This is a genomic window from Leptotrichia trevisanii DSM 22070, from assembly GCF_000482505.1.
GTDB classification, from domain to species: Bacteria; Fusobacteriota; Fusobacteriia; order Fusobacteriales; family Leptotrichiaceae; genus Leptotrichia; species Leptotrichia trevisanii.
In genome coordinates this window covers 38,635-58,331 of sequence record NZ_AXVL01000011.1, presented here as the reverse complement: position 1 = coordinate 58,331, position 19,697 = coordinate 38,635, and the positions used below count along the sequence as shown (strand labels likewise).

Sequence of the window (19,697 nt, the reverse complement as noted above, 5' to 3'; positions counted from 1 at the left end):
CATATTTTTTTTAATTTTCATAGTGTTTTTTAAAATTTTATAAATAAATTTTAAACGTTCTTGAAGTAAAATAATAAAATTAATAAAGAAAAATGTGAAATAAACTGTTTTATCAGAATTTTTCCTAATTTTTTATTTATAATTATTTTGATTATTTTTTAGCAAAGATTCAATATAAAATCTGTAATTTTTTTTGTGCAGTACCTTTTTTAATTTTTTAGCCAGTTCTATTCATATTTCCCAATTTCTTGTACGGATTATATGTGTGTCAAACTGCAGTCCAAGCAGTCTTCCCTTTGCAAACAATACCTATGCTGTTTATTCTTGTTACAAAATTCTTTGGTGTGTTATTTTTGGTAAAAACAACTGCTTCTCCAAGCAATGCTCCAACTTTTGTTCCTCCAAAATAAAAAACATCACAAAGCCGTGCAATATCTGGAAGTATAACATCCGTATCCTTTGCCATAAGCCCGTATGCCAGCCTTGCTCCATCCAAAAATAACGGAATCTTATATTTTTTACAAATTTCTGAAATTTCTGTTAATTCATTTTTTGTATACAAAGTGCCATATTCTGTTGGGTGTGAAATATAAACCATTCCAGGAAAAACCATATGTTCGTGATTTTTATCCGCATAAAATGTCTGTAAATATCCCTTCACTTCATTAACATCGATTTTTCCATTATGATGTGACAAAGTCAAAACTTTATGCCCTGTAAGTTCAATTGCTCCAGCTTCATGCACACTAATATGCCCCGTTTCAGCCGCAATTACACCTTCATAAGACTGCAGCATCGAATTTATCACAAGTGCGTTAGTCTGTGTTCCACCAACTAAAAAATAAACATCTGCATTTTCCGATTCACAAGCTTTCCTGATTTTTACTTTCGCACTTTCACAGTATTTATCAGCTCCATATCCTGTCAAATTTTCAAAATTAGTCCTTTGAAAATTTTAATGAGGATGATATATATTGGGGAAATTATGGACAAAATTATAACATTAACGGAAAAGACTTATATCATCCATTATTTCGAAAATGGGAATCAAATTTTACAAATGAAGATAAAAAAATGATGTATCAATTAAAAGACTTTAATAGAAAACTTTCAAATTTTATAGGAAAAAATTATGATGATACAAAAAATAGAAATGTATTTTATGATGATTTTAAATATAATTATGATAACTATTATGATGAAACACCAGAATCTATATTTGCTAAAGCAAATGAATTATATCTAAAATATATTAAATACTTTTATACAGATCAAGAATATTACAGTAAAGTAGAAGAATATATAAATTTATATGAATTTCAGAAAAATTCAACGTATATTTTAGGGAAAGATTTAGAGGAATTTCTAGAAGAATATATAACAAATAAACAGGAGAAGAATTGAAGATGTTAATAGTTTTAATATATTTAATAGTTTTTATTATACAATTTTTTTCTCCACTTTGGTTTCAATTACTATTAATGAGAATAAATTTTATACTGCTAATGAGAATAAATTTTATACTGCCAGATAATATTCCAATAGCTGATGAAATTATCCAAAGTATAATTTTAATAAACAAAATAGCTAAAACGACAAAAAAGGATATACCAGATATAAATGGTTACGAAAAATTTATATTTATAGATATAAAATTTTAATTGGTTTTATTTTGATATTATTTATTTTTGGAGTATGGTTTATGCAAAATATTAGTACTTCAAATTCTGAAAAGGGGACTGCTTTTATAGAAAAAGATATTTCAGAAATAAGAATAAATACAGATGAATTAGTAAAATCACGTATAGGAGAAAAATGGATTAAACAAAACATGATGTACGATAATAAAAATGATAGATATTATTTAAATGATTTACAAGTTTTAAAACTTATTGAAGATATAGTAATCCAAAATAATAAATATGAATTTTTAGATGCCTTTTCAAAAGATGAATTAGGGCTTTTACGAAATATAATATTTGCAAGAAAAGGATATATTTATAAAAGAGGTAAATATAAAGAATATTTTTCAAATAAAAGTTGGTATAACCCCTCTATTGAAAATGAAAATGATATAAAACTAACGGTTAAAGAAAAAGAATTAATAGAAAAAATTCAAAAATATGAAAATATAAAGTAATAATTTTAGTAAATTTGTACAAATTAAAAGAGAGGAGATAAATAACAATGGCAATAAAATATGCAATTAGAGCTATAAATCGAACAACCAATAAAGCAAATAGTTTTTCAAATTGTTGCTGACAGCAGAAAAGAAGCTGTTCAAATTGCAATAAGAGATTATGGACATTCTTATGATATTCTGGAATATTAAACTCTATAAAAAAATTTTATTTTTTAATAACAATAAATAGTGTAATAAATCTACTATAAAAATGGAAAATATAAACTGGGATTTTCCCCAGTTTTTTTCTTTAAAAATTATTTTCTATTTCAGTTTTTTCTTTTTTAAAATTCCCTACAAATCGAAAAACCATCCCCAAAAGCTAAAAAACTTTTCAAGACAGTTTTTCAAAAACAAATATTCCAATTTTTCCTATCCTCCCAGATAAGCCTTCTTAATTTCAGGATTTGTAAGCAGTTCCTTCCCTGTTCCTTCCAGAATTATTTTCCCAGTTTCCAGAACGTAGCCTCTGTCTGCAATTGATAGTGCCATATTGGCATTTTGTTCTACTAACAGCACAGTTACGTTTTCTTCTTTATTAATTCTTACAATTATGTTGAAAATTTCCTGCACTAATAATGGTGCTAGCCCCATTGACGGCTCATCTAACAATAGTAGTGAAGGATTTGACATTAAGGCTCTTGCCATTGCCAACATTTGCTGTTCTCCTCCACTCATTGTTCCTGCCAATTGTTTTTTACGTTCAGCAAGTCTTGGGAATAATGAAAACATATGTTCCATATCTTTTTTTATTTGATCTGTGTCGTTTCTCGTGAATGCTCCCATTTCCAAGTTTTCCAGTACAGTCAGTTCTGTAAAGATTCTACGTCCTTCTGGCACGTGTGCCATTCCACGGCTGACAAGTTTGTATGCATCAATATTAGTTACATTTTCTCCGCTTAGCGAAATTTCTCCTGATTTTATTGGTACAAGCCCTGAAATAGCGTGAAGTGTGGAGGTTTTTCCAGCACCATTTGCACCAATTAGAGAAACGATTTCACCTTTTTTTATCTGAAATGAAATGTTTTTTATAGCATGAATTCCGCCATAATATACATTTAAATCATTTACATTTAAAATATTCACTTTTCCTCCTCGTATAATATATTTGTAGTTTTTTACATCCCTCTTCAAGGATTTTGTAATATACTATTATTAAGATACTGTGGACTAGTTAATCTCCTCCTACCACTTGATGGTTTTAAAAAGGCTCTAGCCACAGTCTCTTTGTTAAATTGTTAATTAGTTAGATACCGCCTTTTTTCAGATGAGGCTTCTAAATTACTAGAAGAAAAAGGTATAAAAGCGAGAGTAGTCAATGTTTCCACAATAAAACCGCTAGATATGGAAACAGTTCTAAAAGCTGCAAAAGAGTGTAAATTTATTGTAACAAGTGAGGAACATTCTGTGATTGGTGGACTTGGAAGTGCAGTTTCAGAATACTTATCAGAAGTTCATCCGACAAAAGTGATAAAACATGGAATACAGGATATTTTTGGGCAAAGTGCGGATGGGGAAACTATGCTTACAAATTATGGGCTTAGAGCGAAGGATATTGTGGAGATTGTTTTGAAAAATAGATAAATTAAATTGACAAAAAGAGAGGAAAAATGATACTATAAATTCAGGTTTTGGAGTTAATCGCTTGAAAATTTATTTTTAAGAGGAAAGTCTGGACTTTGCAGGGCAAGGGAGGCAGCTAACGGCTGCTGGGAGAAATCTTAAGGAAAGTGCCACAGAAAATAAACCGCCTGTTCTTTCAGGTAAGGGTGAAAAGGTAGTGTAAGAGACTACCAGTAATTTAAGGAATTAAATTAGCTAGGTAAACCCCTCTCAAAGCAAGGGCAAGCAGAAAGCTATCTAAGAGGCGGCCCGTCTTGGCTTGATTGGTAGCTCGCTAAAATCCGTAAGTAATTATTGATTTAGATAAATGATTAACAAATACAGAATCCGGCTTATACCAAAGCCTATCAAACTCAGAAAATTTTCTGGGTTTTTCTTTTTTTATTATAGATTGTATAATATATTGCTACAAATTTAAAAAATATAAAAGCTCTCATTTTACTTTAATGTTTTGATAATATCATATTTTTGAAAATATAAATATATAACGATAAATAAAAGGAGATGATTACTTATGAAACAGATAAATGGAAAAAGAGCAATTTTGGAAAATGGGATTTTAAGAAAAGAAGTAAAGTTTGGATTTTCAAAGGCAGCATTTTTTTTGGGATTTATATATCCTTTAATTAAAGGGGATTATATGACTGCCGTAATTGCTTTTGTCGTAATTGGTACGGCTGGGCTGATATTTTTCCCATTGATATTTATTTTATCAGCTATATTTGGACTTAAATATAATGAAATGTATGTCAAAAAACTTATTAAACAAGGATGGTATCCATTTTCAGAAGAAGATGCACAGGTTTTGAAAATGAATGGAATTTTATTTAATGATACAAATAATTCTTTTAGAAGTAATGGAGGAAGAGTGATGAAAGAAGCTGAAAATTGTGAAACACAACAATCAGGAAAAACTGAAGCTATCGAATTTAAGGAAACTAAGAATAATAGTAATTTTCGTGATATGAATAACAATAGTATTGACAATGTAAATACTAGCAATTCTTATAATAATCCAAGTAATCCTGAAACGAATTATAAAAACCGTACAATTCAGAAATTTGTGGCAAGATTAATCGGTGGTGGACTTGTTTCGCTTGTTCTAGGTGTTTTTACGGCAAATATTGTTTTAATTCTTTTAGGAGCTGGACTGACAGGTGGAGGAGCATTTTTAGCTGTAAAAAATAAGGATAAAATAAAATGGAAATAAGAAAATATTTAATTAAATCTGGAAATTATAGAAACACAATAAAAAAACTTTTTATTCTTTCTCTGTTTTTAACAGCATTTATGAGGTATAATAAAAATGAACCGTTCACAGAAAGTGAGAAAAAATGTGAAAAAAAAGAAAAAATGGAGCAATTAAAATTATTTTGTGAAGAGAATCGGTGTGTCCTGCTGGAGATGGAAGAGAGTGAAAGATAATGAGATTACTAGTTGTAGAAGATGAAAAGAAGTTGAACGAACTTATTACAAAAAAGCTTAAAAAGGAATATTATGGAGTTGACAGCTGTTTTGACGGAGAGGAAGCAATCAGATACGTGGAAGGAACTGAATATGATGCAATAATTCTAGATATTATGCTTCCAAAACTTGATGGATTTGAAGTGATTAAAAGAATAAGGGCAAAGAAAAATAAAGTTCCAATACTGCTTTTAACTGCAAGAGACAATATAGATGATAAAGTGAAAGGGCTAGATTATGGAGCAGACGACTATCTTGTAAAACCTTTTATCTTTGAAGAACTTATGGCCCGTATCCGTGTGCTTTTAAGACGTAATTCCGGAAATGCCGATAATGTAGTTACAATAGCTAATCTTAAGGTTGACCTTGATGCTAAAACAGTTTTCAGGGATGACATACTTATAAAACTCTCAGCTAGGGAATATTCTGTTTTGGAATACTTAATACGAAATAAAGGAAAAATTTTATCAAGAGAAAGAATAGAAGATCACATATGGAATTATGACTATGAAGGTGGAACCAATGTTATAGATGTTTACATCAGATATTTGAGGAAAAAGATTGATGACAACTATACTCCGAAACTTATTCATACCATTCGTGGATTGGGTTATGTCCTGAGGGTCGATAATGAAAATGAATAAACTTTCTATAAAGTCCAAAATAACTTTCTGGTATATCGGTCTTATGATAAGTCTTATAGTCATATTTCTTATAACAATAATTTATATTAGTGAAAATCTTGTACGGGCAAACGCTTATAAAAATTTGAAAAGTTCTGTAGTTTCGGCATTCGACGAAATTGAAGTTTATGATGGTGAACTTACTATTGACAATGATTTTATTATTTTTAATAATAATGTTCATTTGTCGGTTTATGATGATGAAACAGGATTTATTTATGGGGATATTCCATTGGATTTTGAATATGATGAAACTTTTTCCGATAAAAATGATGTAAGAATTATAAAACATAAAAATAAAAAATGGTATATTTTTGACAGCAAAAAGAATTTTTCAGGCTATGGCATTATTCATATTCGTGGAATTGCTCCTGCAACAGAAGTGGAAAATATTATTGAAACAATTGTTTTAATTTCTCTGATTGTATTACCATTTTTCTTGTTATTTTCAGCAATAAGTGGATACTTTATAACAAAAAAAGCATTTAAACCAATAGAAAAAATAAGGGGAGCTGTGGAGAAAATAAATGAGGGAAATGATTTGACACAAAGAATTAATATTGGAGAAGGAAATGATGAAATTTATACTTTGGCAAATACATTTGATACAATGTTTGACAGACTGCAAAGTTCCTTTGAAAGAGAAGCACAGTTTACATCAGATGTTTCACACGAGCTGCGGACACCTGTATCAATTATAATTTCCGAATGTGAATACGGTCTTGAAAATCTCACTTCAATAGAAAATGCCAGAAATACAATTTCTTCTGTGCTTGATGAAACTAAAAAGATGTCAAAATTAATTTCACAGCTTCTGACTTTATCGAGAATGGACAGAGGAAATCAGAAACTTAATTTTGATAAAATAAATATAAGTGAAATGGCACATCTTATTGCTGACAGTCAGCAACATAATGCAGACAGTAAAAATATAAAAATTCATTCTGAAATAGAGGAAGATATTTTTATTGTTGGCGATGAGACCATGATTATGAGAATTTTTGTAAATTTAATTTCAAATGCAGTTAACTATGGTTATGAAAATGGAAACATATGGATAAAACTGTCACAGGATAAAAATTTTGCAATATGTAAAATTATTGATGATGGAATCGGTATAGAAAAAGAAGATATACCTAAAATATGGGGGCGATTTTATCAGGTGGAAAGTTCTAGAACAACAGAAAATATAGGGCTTGGATTATCAATGGTAAAATGGATTATAGAGGCACATAACGGAGAGATTTATGTGGAAAGTGAAATTGGAAAAGGAAGTTCGTTTGTATTTAAGTTGAAAAAGGAGGGAAAATGAAAAATAATTTTTTGAAAAAATTACTTATAGTATTTTTTATTACAGTAATGGGAGTTCCTGCAAATGGAAATTCAGCTAAAGAGACTAAAACAGTAAGAGTTCTGAATGTTGATGTAAAAATTTCGATTGCACAGGCAAAGCAGCTTGCGTTAGACCATTCAAAAGTGGCAAAAAATACTGCAAAAATGACTAAAATTCGTCTGGATAAGGAAAATAAGAAATTTATATATGAAATAGAATTTTATACAGAACGGAAAAAATATAAATATAACATTGATGCGAATACAGGAAAAGTTCTGAGTTACAGCCAAAAAGACCGAGTATCGGCTTCAACAACAATAAGAGATGATGGTAAAATCATTAATACAAATGGCAGTGATACAGAAATAAGAAAAACACCAAAATATATTGGAATTGAAAAAGCAAAAGAAATAGCAGTCGCACGGATTACTGGTGCGAAAAAAATTAATGTTACAAATATTCAACTGGATAATGAAAAAGGAAAAATGATTTATGAAGGAAGAATAGTATATAAAAATACAGAATACAAGTTCGACATTGATGCTATAACAGGTGAAGTAATAAAATGGGAAGTAAATGAAAATTAGTAAAGTAAAATATCCTCTAAAGTTTGATATACTGAAGAGGGTATTTTTTGTTAAAAAATTATGCTTTGTAAAGTTTTTCATAATTAAATTTATTTTTAAGTTGTTTAAGAGTATAATCAAATATGAATAAAGGTGGAATAAATACGATAATTAATGTTATTATTGGAATATTTTGAAGATGAAATATTCTTTCAACTATAATCATAAAAGGCTTATATAGAAATATCGAAACAAGATTGAATGTCGAATGTAATAAAATTATCCACCAGATGGGATTGGGTCTTAGCCGTACATTTCCGAAAAAGATACCTGATATTGTTGTGTATATAAATTTAATTGGATTCAGGTGAAGTATTCCAAAAATTATAGCCTGAATTAAATTGGCATATTTTGTCTTTTTCTTTAAAAATTGAAGTATTAGTCCTCTCAATAAGAGCTCTTCCCCAATAGGGTAAAATACTAGAAATTTAAGCAGTTCATTAACTTCAAAAGACTGTTTTGAATAATCGGCAAGAATTATCTTTTTTGATAACAAAGAACTTAAAACGGTAAGTAAAATTATTACAGATGTTATAATTAATGCTGAGTAGCAGGCTGTATTTAATATCAGTAGTCCCAATTCTTCCATTTTAGATTTATTAATATTTTTTTCCATTTTGATTGTTCTTCCTTTCATGAATTGTTCTTGTAAAATAATCTACCATTAGAATATTAAAATAAAATGAGAGATATTTTATTCTATTTCTATTTATTTTATTTTGTAGTAAAGTAACTTTCAGCTATTTTTAAAGATTTTATTTGAGAAAAACCTTTTTCTGTTATATAATGTATTTAAACAACTTTAAAATCTAATTTTTACTTTATGTTGCACATATGAAAGGAAATAAAATGAAAAAAATAATTATTGTACTAGCACTTATATTTTCTAGTTCAAGTCTCTCTGCGGAACAGATTGAAAAAATTATGTGCTATATTCCTAAAGAACTAAAAACAAACAGTAAAGCGAGATTAATTTATGAAGATACAGAAAAATATAAAAATGAGGAAATACCGCCTGAAGTGGCAAATCCTAAAATTGTTAAAGCATTAAAGGAAAGAAGGCTTGTCGTATTTCAAATGAGGTGTAAATATGATGGTGATATGTACCGTTATATAACAGCTTCAGACTATGCAGTTGAATATCTTACAAAACAGACAATAAATAAAGAAGAAGGAGACTATTATTTACTGGAACTTCCGACAAATAAGGCACTCGCTTTTCAGGATATGTTATTTATTGGAGATTTTATAGATAACTCAATTAGCACAAATGATGAACTTTTTCAAATTCTCTATATGATAAATGTTCAGTTTCTGGAAATAAGACAGCAGGAACTGGAAGAGGAAGGATTGAAAGTAGTTTACTAAATTTTCTCAATTTTTTCATTTTTGCAGGGATTATTCATTTTCGTAAATCCCTGTATTTAATTTTCTCATTTCTTTTGTATAATCTTGTTAAATATTTTTTTGCTACATTTCATATTCAGCAAATTACAAGTTTAATTATCCAAAAAAATAAAAATGATTTTTTCCTCTAATATTCTTTTAATCTAAAAAGCATATTGTTAAAGTGAAATAAAATTTTTAAATAAATGATGGGAGGATTTTGGATATGGAAATGAATAGTGGAAATGGCTACTTCAAAAAAGAAATAACATTGGGTAAAGAAGAAGAGATAAAGATAGTGAAAATTGGATTTTCCTGGGTAACTTTTTTTTTCGGTTTTCTTGTTCCATTTTATAGGAAAGATTGGAAGACCGGCTGGATACTTTTGGCAATAATGGCTATATCTCATATGATGTCGCCTTTACTAATGTTTCTGATATTGGCGGTATTTAGTTTTTTATATAATAAAATTTATATTAATATGCTTTTGAAAAGTGGCTGGAGATTTACGACAAAAGATGACGAGAGACTTTGGGAAAATAAAAAGGAAATGGCAGAAAAGGTTGATAATATGGTTTTGACGCTAAAAGAAATGGAAGCGAAAATTAATAAAAAGATAGAGGAACATGGTTTTGTTAAAAAATTTGCATGGGGAGGAACATACGCTCTGGCTATTGGAATTTTAATAAAAAATACTCCTCTTTTAGCTGTAGGAATAGTTTTTTTTGTAATAAGTTTTATTAAAAGACAGAAAATGTAGAAAACCAAATTTTAGGAGGAAAGAACTATGAAATTAAATTTTAAAAAATTATTTGTTATAACAATTATTGGAGCAGGGATTTTTATATCACAACAGTTACACGCATTTATGGGGTATGATTATTATATGGATCCTACAAATTTGCCAAGCGATATGTTAAGGGAAAATCTTTTACAGCAAACTTTTGATAACCACAACAAAGTTTTTAATAATAGTAATAAAACAAACATCAATATATCATTACTGCCATCAATTATATTTCTTGCAGCCTGGTTTTATATCTATGGAAAGAAAAAAGAAAAGTAGAATTCTCATTTTATTTTAATCTATATTACATATCATAAAATTGAAAAATGACTGATTAATTAGTGTTTGAATAAGGAGGAAAAATGAAAAAAATATTTTTTGGAAGCCTGTATTTTATTCATCTGCTCTGTTTTAATATTCTGGTACTATTTTTTCTGGCTGTATTAGAAGTATCAGTTTTAAGTAATTTGAAAATGATTAGAGGTATATACTCGGAAAATCTTATATTAATTTTGCTTAATATATTTTTATCATATTTTTATGCAAAAGCAGGAATAGGAAAAAAGGCTTTGATAATTTTAACAATAATTGGTGTAATATTAAAAATACTAATATTTTTAATATCGTATAAATATTTAGTTTCATCAGCAGGAGATGAAGAATTTTTACCAACTTATTATGCTTATTTTGCCATAGGTTTATTGGATGTAATATTTCTTGTGGGGCTTGGTGTAAATTTATTGATAGGAAGGAGAAAACAGCATGATAAAAATTAAAAAATTGACAGGATTTATGATTTTTCTACTTTTTGGAATAATATTTATTTCCTGTGGAAAACCTTCAAAAAAAGACATAATAGACAAGGGATATATATTAGAAGTAGGTGTATCCAATGAGATTGACAGGGAATTTGCCGGAAAAATGGAGCATTCTCCCGCTTATACTATTTTCAAAGCGACTGAATATAAGGACAGTGATATCATGGTGCAGAATCTCAAAAATGGAACAGTTAAAGCAATCCTTTCACCTATGCTGTCGTTAGGAAATTCTGATTACGGCTATTATCCTGTCTATGTGGATAACAAAAATTATGAAACTGTATATCTCATATACAGAAAGGATACTCCCGATTTTTTGAAAAACAGCTTTGAAAAAGGGGATAGCTTTATGTTAAATAATATGGAAAAATATTCTAAAGAAAAATATAAAGAAAGATTTTCATTTTTTAGTAATATTGAAGATTTTGAGAAAAAAATAATGGCTAATGAATGGGCTCTTGTAAATATTGCAGGGCTTGAACTTAAAAACAGTAAAATTTCAATAAAACTTGATAAAGGAAATGTTTTTATAACAGGAAAAAATGGGAAAAAATATTTGGGAAAATATTCCCTGAAAAATCACAGGATTTCTTTTGAAATAGATAATTTGAACATTCTGCTGAAAAAAGAAAGTGAACTGAGCGACAGTGATAAAGATTTTTTATATGATTTAAGCAATGCCGATGTAATAACGCTTATGGATAACGAGCAGACTCTCTATATCGGAGTTCCTGAGAGTAATCTCATATTTAAAAAAACATCAAAAAATAAATAGAAAGGAAAAAGCTCTAATGTTCTTTTAATCTAAAAAATATACAGTATAATCAAATAATAGAAATCATAAAAAATAAAATTTTTAGGAGGAATAATTATGGAAATAAATTTAAAAAAGCTATTTGTTACAGCAGTTATTGGAATGGGAGTATTTGTATCGCAGCCTGCACAGGCATTTTATTATGATATGTCAGACAGTTTTAACTATACAAACAATGTGATAAATAGTACAAGAAATTATTTACTTGGTAGTGAAGTAATAAGCCACATTAAAAAAGGAGATTATTCTTCAAAGAAAAAATCAAATTCTAAAAAAACAACTACAAAAACAACGGGAAGTTCAGCAACTTCAACTACAGCCCCAAAAACAACAAAAGCAAATATTACTTTTAAATCGGACGGAAATACAAGAGGACTTGATTATTTTGTTAATAACTATCCGTCAAAACAGAGAGGAGAAGCAAGAACATACCTGAAACAGATGCAGGATTCTTTCCCGCAGGTAGCACGTTCAGTAGGAATACCTACAAATGACCTGTCTTCAGGACTGGCAGCTGCAATAGCAGGAGCATATATGGCATATAACAATGTAAGTCTGAATGATGATTATATGAAACCTATGCAAAATCAGTTAAAAACAGTGCTTCAAGGTGTAGATGACTTTGATAAAATGAGTGACAGTGATAAAAAATATATATATGACCAAATGGTAATAATAGGAATGACTTTAACCATAAATCAGTACCAAAATCAGCAAAAACCAAATGCAAAAGTTACCGCTCAGTTAAGAAATGCAGGTAAACAGGTGCTTGAAGGACTTCTTGGAGTAAGTGCAAGTAAAGTAAGAATAACGGCATCAGGACTTTCTTTTTAAAATAAATAATTATAAAAATAAGAAGTTTTATAACAGTATGTAGTAATAATGAAAAAAAACAAAAAACAAAAAAATGAAAATATATAATTCAATTTAGGAGGAAAAATTATGAAAATAAATTTAAAAAAACTATTTGTTACAACAGTTATTGGAGCAGGATTATTTGTATCGCGACCTGCACACGCATTTGCAGGATATGATTTTGACTATAACCTTTTTCATATACAAAATGATACATTAAAAAGAACATTTGATTATTACAATCAAGTTACTGGTACCAACGATATTCTTGAAAAGAGTTCAAGCTCTAAGAGTACAGGAAGCAGTAAAAGTAAATCATCATCATCATCATCGCAAACATCGTCTAAACCAAAACCGGCAAAAAAAGCCAAAATAACTTTTAAATCGGATGGAAGTACAAGAGGGCTTGATTATCTTGTGAATAACTATCCGTCAAAACAGAGAGCGGAAGCAAAAATTTATCTAAAAAAAATGTATGATTCATTCCCTCAAGTAGCACGTTCTGTAGGAATACCTACAAATGACCTGTCTTCAGGAATGGTTGCTATATTGGCTGGAGCATATATGGCTTATAACAATGTCAGTTTAAATGACAGTTATATGAAACCTATGGCAAAACAGTTTAAGGAAGCTCTAGAAAGTGTAACTGAGTTTGATAAAATGAGTGACAGTGATAAAAAGTATATTTATGACCAAATGGTAATAATAGGAATGACTTTGGCTGTAAATCAGTCCCAAAATCAGCAAAATCCAAATGCAAAAGTTACCGCTCAATTAAGAAGAGCGGGAAAAGAAGTACTTGAAGGTGTTCTTAAAGTAAATGCAAGCAAAGTGAAAATAACATCATCAGGGCTTGTTTATTAAATAAAAAGAATAGTTTTATATTCGCAAAATACAATAAGGGGTTCAGCTCATTTACCCCTTATTAACAGAAAAGAAAAATTAGGAGCAAAAAATGAATAAAAAAGTTATATTTTCTAGAGGGATAAATTCTTTTACACTACATATTCTGGCAATGGCATTTATGGTGGCAGATCATTTATGGAATATATTTTTTCCTAATCAGATATGGTTAAATGTGCTTGGAAGACTTGCCTTTCCAATTTTTGCCTTTATGCTTACGGAAGGATTTTACAGGACTAAAAACAGAAAAAAATATTTAATACGTATTTTTATTTTTGCAGCTATTTCGGAAATTCCGTTCAATCTTTTTGCAAGTCTGGCATTAAGAGGAGAAATAATGGTATTTTATCCATATAACAATGTATTATGGACTTTCGGAATTGCCTTATGTGGAATGAATTTACTGGAAAAGACGGAAAAATCAGAAAATATGAATAAAATAATAAAATTTTTTGTAAAAGCTGCCATAAGTATTTTAACCATCATAATTGCACATTTTGCAAGAAGTGATTATTTAGGATATGGGATTGCAATTATTCTGATATTCTATTTTTTCAGGGGGAAAAATTACAAAAACATAATATTTCAAGCTGTATTAATGGTGTTTCTAAACGTATTTGTTATGCCTGGACTTGAATTTCCGTTTAACTTTTTTGGAAATGAAATATTTATAAAAACACAGATATTTGCGATATTTTCACTGCCGATAATATGGCTTTACAACGGAAAGCAGGGTATTCATAACAAATTTACAAAATATATGTTTTATTTCTTTTATCCATTGCATCTTTTAACGATAGTGGCGATTTATGTTTCTTTTATGATATATCTGATTTCTTTGATAGGTAAGAATTATGGAAATTAAGTGAAGCCAATATTTACAAAGCAAAAGTTTAAGAAGGACTGTTAAGAAAATAAAAAACATAAAAAATTCTGTATTCATTGGGGAAGTGATAAAATTGAAAAAAATTTTAATAATAGCTATGATAGTTTTTGCTGTTTTTAGCTGCAATAAGAAACAGGAACAAAATAAAACAAAAAAAGGTAATAATATTGATACAAGCCAGAGCGATAAAAACAAAACTGAAGAAAATAAAAAAAATTCAGAAAAAGACAGCTCTGAAATAGAAAAGCAGAAAGAAGTTTCATCAGAAGAAGTTATAAAAAAAGCGGAAGAGGAATTTTTAAAGGACAGCAAAAATCTTGAGAAATACCGTAATTATGTAACTGTGGCATTTTATCAAAACCGTGAATTTAAAAGAACAAAGGAAATTACAGAAATATTTTTAAAAAATGCTCCTGATTATTCCTATGGTTACAGAGTGATGGCAGATATTCTCTTTTATGAAAAAAAATATAAGGAAAGTGCTGAATATTATGAAAAAGCAATAGGTATTTTAAAACATGGCAAACAGAGTTATGCTGAATATAAGGATATTAAAGTATTAAATAATGTACTTTCAGAAATAATTGAAAAAAATTTGATACAGGCTTACAGATTGTCAGGAAATAATGAAAAAGCAGTAGAAACTTTTATAATTAATCAAAAATTTCTAAAAGAAAACTATAATCCCCTTTTGTATAACATAGCTTTAGAAAATGTCAAAAAGGATAATGAAATGTTAAAATCTACTAATAGTAAAAAATATGAGGAAAACAAGAAAAAATTATCTAATTTAAATTAACAGTAAAATAAAAAAATTACAGGAGGAACAGTTATGAAAGCAAAATTTATGAAAAAAATATTTCTTTTAAGTATTTTAGCACTGGGACTTGGAATTTCAGGACAAGCTCATGCTGATTATGGCGATATGTTTAAAAATGAAATAATGCAGGAACTTTTAAATACAACTTCATCTTCACAAGGTAAATCTTACGGAAAATCATCACTTACTTTCACACAGGACGGAAGTACCGATGGACTGGAAACATTGGTTGCAACTTATCCAAAAAGCCAGCAAAAGGAAATAAGGGCATCATTAAAACAGCTGTATGATTCTTTCCCACAGGTAGCCCATTCTGTAGGAATACCGACAAATGATTTGTCTTCAGCAGTAGCGGCTGTAATAGCAGGAGCATACATGGCATATAACAATATAAGTCTTAATGATGACTATGTGAAACCTATGGCAGATCAGTTCAAGGCTCATCTTGAAAACAGCGGATTTTTTGACGGAATGAGCAACAGGGAGAAAAAAAGTATGTACGACCAGATGGTTATGGTTGGAATGACTTTGGCTGTGGGACAGTCCTTAAATCAGAGCAATCCTAATTCACAGACTACAGCTCAATTAAGGGAGGCAGGAAAACAAATACTTGAAGCCATTTTAAAAGTGGATGCTGATAGAGTCCGTATAACAGCTCAAGGAATATCTTATTAATACGGAGGGGACTGAAATGAATTCAATTATTGCATTAGTATATCTTTCAGTTGCTGTTATATTAATCGTTTTTGGTGTGAAACAAATAAAAAACAGAAAAAATCTTCGTAAAATTAATCAAAAACAGGAAGATGAGGTTAAAGAGAAAATAAAACTTGGAATTTTATCAGCTGATACAGTTTACCGTGAAAGAACAGAAACAGGAAGAGTATTTTATGAAGTGCCGGAGGATTTGAAAAAAGCAGTTGTTTTAAATCTTATTTGCTTTGCCATAATGCTAATATTAATATTTCTGGGAATAAAACTTGGAATATTGCTTTTAATAGTCTGTGCTGTAATAAGTATGATATATGGATATAAATATTATTATTCAAAAGAAAAAACAAAAAATACATTTGAAATAATAAATGAAGACTTTTACTTAAATGGAAAATTATTGGATATTAAGGGCTATAACTGGGGAACTGAATTGTTTCCCATATTTGGAACTCAAATAATATACTCTAAATCTCATATTTATCTTCTTGATGGCAAAAAGGAAATCTGTTTTGTACCTGAAAGACAGTTAAAAAGATCTCAAGTAGATATAATAATAGAAGATGACAGAATTTCTAAAATTATAGATGATATTATTGATGTAATCCAGAAAAGACAGATTCCAAAAGTAAAATTCAGACTTTTTAAAATGAAAAAAATGCAGAGCATACTTCTTTTTTTACTTTTTATATCAATTGTGATACTTGTTTCTTTGTATAAAAGCAAAGCATATATGTATTTATTTTAGTAAAATAATGGTAGCATATATGGTGTATAACAATATTATCTTTATAAAAACAGGTACTGAAAACAATTTTAAAAGTGGATGCTGACAGAATTCATATAACATTGCAAGGAATATCTTATTAATTCAGGGAGTTTAAAATGCTATATAGTTTAGTTTTTGCATTAATATATTTTGCAGTTTTGAGTATAATAATTATTTTTGATATGAAAAATAGAAAAATCAAAAAAAATTTACGTAAGATTATTCAAAGGCATGAAGATGAAGCTAAAGAGAAAATAAAACTTGGAATTTTAGCAGCTGATACAGTTTACCGTGAAAGAACAGAAACAGGAACGGTATTTTATGAAGTTCCTAAAAATCTGAAAAAAGCAGTTGTTTTGAATATTATCTGCTTTACCATAACAGAAATATTAATATTTTTCGGGATAAAAATTGGAATACTGCTTTTACTTAGCTGTGCTGTAATAAGTATAACATACGGGAACAAATACTATTATCCAAAAGAAAAAACAGAAAATACACTTGAAATAATAAATGAAGATTTTTATTTAAATGGAAAATTACTGAATATTAAAGGCTATAACTGGGGTACTGAGTTATTTCCTCTATTTGGCACTCGAATAATCAGATCTAAATCTCACATCTATCTTCTTGATGGAAAAAAGGAAATCTGTTTTGTGCCTGAGAAAAACTTAAAAGGAGGATCTTCGCAAACAGATATAATGATAGAAAATAGCAGAATCTCAGAAATTGTGGACAACATGATAGACATAATTCAGAAAAAGCAGATTCCAAAAGTAAAATTTAGGCTTTTTAAAATGAAGATAATGCAGAGTATGCTTCTTTTTATACCTTTTATGCCAATTATGACATTCGTTTTACTATATGGAAGTAAAGCACATATACATTTATTTTAATAGGATAAGAAAATAGCTGATGGAATTTTGAATAGTTAAATACAGACAGAGGTGAAAAAATGAAAAATAAAAAAATAAATCTAGCTATGATGGCAGGAATGATTTTAATGAGTATGGGATGTGAAGCAAAGGGGAAAGCTTCCCAAAGCAGTATTTCAGGAAAATATAATGTGGAAACGCTGACTACAAAAGGGCAGACTGTAAAGGTGGCAGGTCAGGAATGTTTTGAAAATTCATATTTTGAAATCAAAGGAAATATTGCCTATATAAGCCTTAACAATGTAGTTAACGGGAACTGTATAACAAAGGCAGGAACTTATGACATGCAAAGTAAGGGCAATGGGAGATACATTCTTGTAGGAAATGGCAAGGAATCAGATGAAATTATTGTAAAAAATGGAAAAGTGCAGTATAATCAGGATACAGGAATTTCAATGACATTTTCCAAAAATGTGACATCTACTCCAGAAAATATGAAAAAATAGTTTACTTTTTGATTAAAAAGTTAAAAAATATAGCATTTTTAGTGTAACCAGGAAAATTTATTATTAGAAAAATCAGGAGGAATCATGAAAAGATTTATATCATTTGTTTTGCTGGCAATTATGTTTATAACAAGTTGCGGAATTAGTGAAGGTTCTGAAAATGATGATAAAAAGGCAGTAGCATCGGCTTTTGAAGATTATATCAACGCAGCAAAAAATGAAGATACAAAAAAAGTTAATGAATATCATTTAATATGGAGGAATGTCTGGCGTACTTCACAGGAAAGCTATAAATATCTTACATATAAAATAAATAAAATTGAACTAACGAAGCAGAAAAATGGAAACGGAAGGGACATAAAACTGGCTTATGTAAATGTGTCACTAAAATATCCCGATTTAAACTATACAATGTCTAAATTTTATAAAAACAAAGACTTTAATTCGTTGGTAAGAGGAAAAAGCAGATCTACACAGCTAGAAATAATAGAACAGGAAATCTCTTCTTTTTTGAAAAATGAATTAAAGAAAAATGACACAAAATATATCGAAAAAGAAATGATTGTAAAATTTCAATATTTCTATGGAAACAGAAGATGGCTAATTCCTGAAGACGGCAACAAGGAATTTATAAATATTCTTTCGCTTGACAATTATAAAATAAAGGGGATGGATAAAACAATAGGAGAAATTACAAGAACACCATCAGATGATAAGGATAGAAAACTTTTAATTAGTGAAAAAGAGGAAAAAATAAAAAATAAAACAGCAAAAATTGATGATTATAAACTGCTTCTAATACTTTACTCACCGGTAAAAAATCCTGATAACATCAATTTTAAAAGAATATCGCAAAAATTAATAGAAAATTTCCCTGATTATCCAGAAGGATATCTCATTATGACAGATTTTATTTATCATAATTATCCTGATAAATATTCAGAGATATTGAATTATGCACAAAAAGGAATTGAAGCATATAAAAATGTCGATACAAAAAAATATCCGGAATTTGTTTATGAAAATAGCAGAAATCATCCAATGAATGAACTGTTCACAATTATGATAGATGTTTATCTGAAAAAAGGCGAAAAAGAAAAAGCACTGGATGTATTCAATAAAAACAAAAAAATTATTAAATACTGGATGCCTCCTGCAAATTATGTACAACTTGCAAAAAGGCTGGGAGTAAAATGGTAGAATTTATAAATTTTCACAAATAACTAAAAATTACAACAACAATAATAGGAGTTGATTTATTATGAAAAAAATTATTTTTGCATTCTTAATATTAGGAAGTGCTTACAATTTTGCAGCACAAAAAACTTTACGGACAGTAGAAAAATGTCGTGTGACTTCAAGAGGTATGACAAAAGATGGTAAAAGATTCGCAAATTGCGTTAGCCTTCAATCAGGAAAAACATTTAATTTTACAGGACTTGTTGAACAGACTTATTATAAATTTTCAAAAGGAACAATATTTAAAGTATATTTTTATGGAAGTGGGAATAGAAATTTGACTTTGGAAACTTTTGACTACATTCAGTAATTGATTTATAAACATAAGTTTTTTTACATTTTAAATTGATAAATTAAAAAATATCATTATGCCTTCAATCTCAAATATGGAATTGAAGGTATATTTTTTGTTTAATT

Annotated in this window: 26 protein-coding genes, 1 other RNA gene and 1 pseudogene; 25 read left to right on the top strand and 3 right to left on the bottom strand. The window is 28.8% G+C overall.

What is annotated here, in order from left to right; translation table 11 throughout:
• Positions 1–268: 268 nt before the first annotated feature.
• Positions 269–928 carry a threonine aldolase family protein gene (locus K324_RS14235; RefSeq protein ID WP_232051214.1) on the bottom strand — a complete coding sequence of 220 codons (660 nt, stop codon included), beginning with the start codon at positions 926–928 and terminating at the stop codon, positions 269–271.
• A 146-nt stretch (positions 929–1,074) separates the two neighbouring features.
• On the opposite strand from K324_RS14235, the gene K324_RS0103825 reads away from it, so the two are divergent.
• From K324_RS0103825 to K324_RS15145, 3 genes are read left to right on the top strand one after another with little or no spacing between them, the layout of a single operon-like run.
• Positions 1,075–1,404, top strand: a complete 330-nt coding sequence (locus tag K324_RS0103825) for a hypothetical protein (protein WP_026747998.1) — start codon at positions 1,075–1,077, stop codon at positions 1,402–1,404.
• Between the two features lie 2 nt (positions 1,405–1,406).
• Entirely contained in the window at positions 1,407–1,661 is a 255-nt protein-coding gene (locus tag K324_RS15965) for a hypothetical protein (protein WP_026747997.1), read from the top strand.
• Between the two features lie 41 nt (positions 1,662–1,702).
• A complete protein-coding gene (locus tag K324_RS15145) occupies positions 1,703–2,140 on the top strand; it encodes a YARHG domain-containing protein (RefSeq protein ID WP_026747996.1) in 438 nt (145 codons plus the stop codon).
• Between the two features lie 414 nt (positions 2,141–2,554).
• On the opposite strand, the gene K324_RS0103810 is transcribed toward K324_RS15145, so the two are convergent.
• Positions 2,555–3,268: an ABC transporter ATP-binding protein gene (locus tag K324_RS0103810; RefSeq protein WP_021769782.1), complete on the bottom strand. Its 714-nt coding sequence runs from the start codon at positions 3,266–3,268 to the stop codon at positions 2,555–2,557.
• Between the two features lie 183 nt (positions 3,269–3,451).
• Here K324_RS0103810 and K324_RS14225 point away from each other — a divergent pair.
• The 7 genes and pseudogenes from K324_RS14225 to K324_RS0103780 all read left to right on the top strand — a co-directional run.
• Positions 3,452–3,766 (top strand): annotated as a pseudogene (locus K324_RS14225) (transketolase C-terminal domain-containing protein); the annotation flags it as partial.
• A 41-nt stretch (positions 3,767–3,807) separates the two neighbouring features.
• Positions 3,808–4,156: RNase P RNA component class A (gene rnpB, locus K324_RS15150), an RNA gene on the top strand.
• A 163-nt stretch (positions 4,157–4,319) separates the two neighbouring features.
• Positions 4,320–5,015 (top strand): GTPase, encoded by a 696-nt coding sequence (locus K324_RS0103800; RefSeq protein WP_026747994.1) that lies wholly within the window; start codon positions 4,320–4,322, stop codon positions 5,013–5,015.
• Positions 5,006–5,230 (top strand): hypothetical protein, encoded by a 225-nt coding sequence (locus K324_RS0103795; RefSeq protein WP_021769237.1) that lies wholly within the window; start codon positions 5,006–5,008, stop codon positions 5,228–5,230. Before K324_RS0103800 ends, K324_RS0103795 begins: the two co-directional genes overlap by 10 nt.
• The gene (locus K324_RS0103790) at positions 5,230–5,913 is read left to right on the top strand and encodes a response regulator transcription factor (RefSeq protein ID WP_026747993.1); all 684 of its coding nucleotides are present in this window, start codon (positions 5,230–5,232) and stop codon (positions 5,911–5,913) included. The genes K324_RS0103795 and K324_RS0103790 overlap by 1 nt, the downstream gene beginning before the upstream one ends.
• Positions 5,900–7,264 carry a sensor histidine kinase gene (locus K324_RS0103785; protein WP_026747992.1) on the top strand — a complete coding sequence of 455 codons (1,365 nt, stop codon included), beginning with the start codon at positions 5,900–5,902 and terminating at the stop codon, positions 7,262–7,264. Before K324_RS0103790 ends, K324_RS0103785 begins: the two co-directional genes overlap by 14 nt.
• Positions 7,261–7,872, top strand: coding sequence for a PepSY domain-containing protein (locus tag K324_RS0103780; RefSeq protein ID WP_026747991.1), 612 nt, complete (start codon positions 7,261–7,263; stop codon positions 7,870–7,872). The genes K324_RS0103785 and K324_RS0103780 overlap by 4 nt, the downstream gene beginning before the upstream one ends.
• Before the next feature lie 58 nt (positions 7,873–7,930).
• Here K324_RS0103780 and K324_RS0103775 read toward each other — a convergent pair whose 3' ends face one another.
• Positions 7,931–8,527 (bottom strand): CPBP family intramembrane glutamic endopeptidase, encoded by a 597-nt coding sequence (locus tag K324_RS0103775; protein ID WP_026747990.1) that lies wholly within the window; start codon positions 8,525–8,527, stop codon positions 7,931–7,933.
• A 233-nt stretch (positions 8,528–8,760) separates the two neighbouring features.
• On the opposite strand from K324_RS0103775, the gene K324_RS0103770 reads away from it, so the two are divergent.
• From K324_RS0103770 to K324_RS0103700, 15 genes are all read left to right on the top strand, one after another.
• Positions 8,761–9,279, top strand: coding sequence for a hypothetical protein (locus tag K324_RS0103770; protein WP_026747989.1), 519 nt, complete (start codon positions 8,761–8,763; stop codon positions 9,277–9,279).
• Between the two features lie 244 nt (positions 9,280–9,523).
• A complete protein-coding gene (locus tag K324_RS0103765) occupies positions 9,524–10,057 on the top strand; it encodes a hypothetical protein (protein ID WP_026747988.1) in 534 nt (177 codons plus the stop codon).
• 27 nt (positions 10,058–10,084) lie between these two features.
• Positions 10,085–10,363, top strand: coding sequence for a hypothetical protein (locus tag K324_RS0103760; protein WP_026747987.1), 279 nt, complete (start codon positions 10,085–10,087; stop codon positions 10,361–10,363).
• 83 nt (positions 10,364–10,446) lie between these two features.
• Positions 10,447–10,860, top strand: a complete 414-nt coding sequence (locus K324_RS0103755; protein WP_026747986.1) for a hypothetical protein — start codon at positions 10,447–10,449, stop codon at positions 10,858–10,860.
• Positions 10,847–11,677, top strand: coding sequence for a hypothetical protein (locus K324_RS0103750; RefSeq protein WP_026747985.1), 831 nt, complete (start codon positions 10,847–10,849; stop codon positions 11,675–11,677). The genes K324_RS0103755 and K324_RS0103750 overlap by 14 nt, the downstream gene beginning before the upstream one ends.
• 96 nt (positions 11,678–11,773) lie before the next feature.
• Positions 11,774–12,550, top strand: coding sequence for a DUF6683 family protein (locus K324_RS0103745; RefSeq protein WP_026747984.1), 777 nt, complete (start codon positions 11,774–11,776; stop codon positions 12,548–12,550).
• A gap of 108 nt (positions 12,551–12,658) precedes the next feature.
• On the top strand, positions 12,659–13,435 hold the full coding sequence (locus tag K324_RS0103740) for a DUF6683 family protein (protein WP_026747983.1): 777 nt from the start codon (positions 12,659–12,661) through the stop codon (positions 13,433–13,435).
• 91 nt (positions 13,436–13,526) lie between these two features.
• A complete protein-coding gene (locus tag K324_RS0103735) occupies positions 13,527–14,339 on the top strand; it encodes a TraX family protein (RefSeq protein ID WP_026747982.1) in 813 nt (270 codons plus the stop codon).
• Between the two features lie 85 nt (positions 14,340–14,424).
• Entirely contained in the window at positions 14,425–15,159 is a 735-nt protein-coding gene (locus K324_RS0103730) for a tetratricopeptide repeat protein (RefSeq protein ID WP_248615339.1), read from the top strand.
• 33 nt (positions 15,160–15,192) lie between these two features.
• Entirely contained in the window at positions 15,193–15,855 is a 663-nt protein-coding gene (locus K324_RS0103725; RefSeq protein ID WP_026747980.1) for a DUF6683 family protein, read from the top strand.
• 16 nt (positions 15,856–15,871) lie between these two features.
• Positions 15,872–16,639: a hypothetical protein gene (locus tag K324_RS0103720; RefSeq protein ID WP_026747979.1), complete on the top strand. Its 768-nt coding sequence runs from the start codon at positions 15,872–15,874 to the stop codon at positions 16,637–16,639.
• 137 nt (positions 16,640–16,776) lie between these two features.
• Complete coding sequence (locus K324_RS0103715; protein WP_026747978.1) at positions 16,777–17,556, top strand: hypothetical protein; 780 nt, start codon at positions 16,777–16,779, stop codon at positions 17,554–17,556.
• Between the two features lie 59 nt (positions 17,557–17,615).
• Positions 17,616–18,041 (top strand): hypothetical protein, encoded by a 426-nt coding sequence (locus tag K324_RS0103710; RefSeq protein WP_026747977.1) that lies wholly within the window; start codon positions 17,616–17,618, stop codon positions 18,039–18,041.
• Between the two features lie 84 nt (positions 18,042–18,125).
• Entirely contained in the window at positions 18,126–19,241 is a 1,116-nt protein-coding gene (locus K324_RS0103705; protein WP_026747976.1) for a hypothetical protein, read from the top strand.
• A 61-nt stretch (positions 19,242–19,302) separates the two neighbouring features.
• Positions 19,303–19,590 (top strand): hypothetical protein, encoded by a 288-nt coding sequence (locus tag K324_RS0103700; RefSeq protein ID WP_026747975.1) that lies wholly within the window; start codon positions 19,303–19,305, stop codon positions 19,588–19,590.
• Positions 19,591–19,697: the final 107 nt, after the last annotated feature.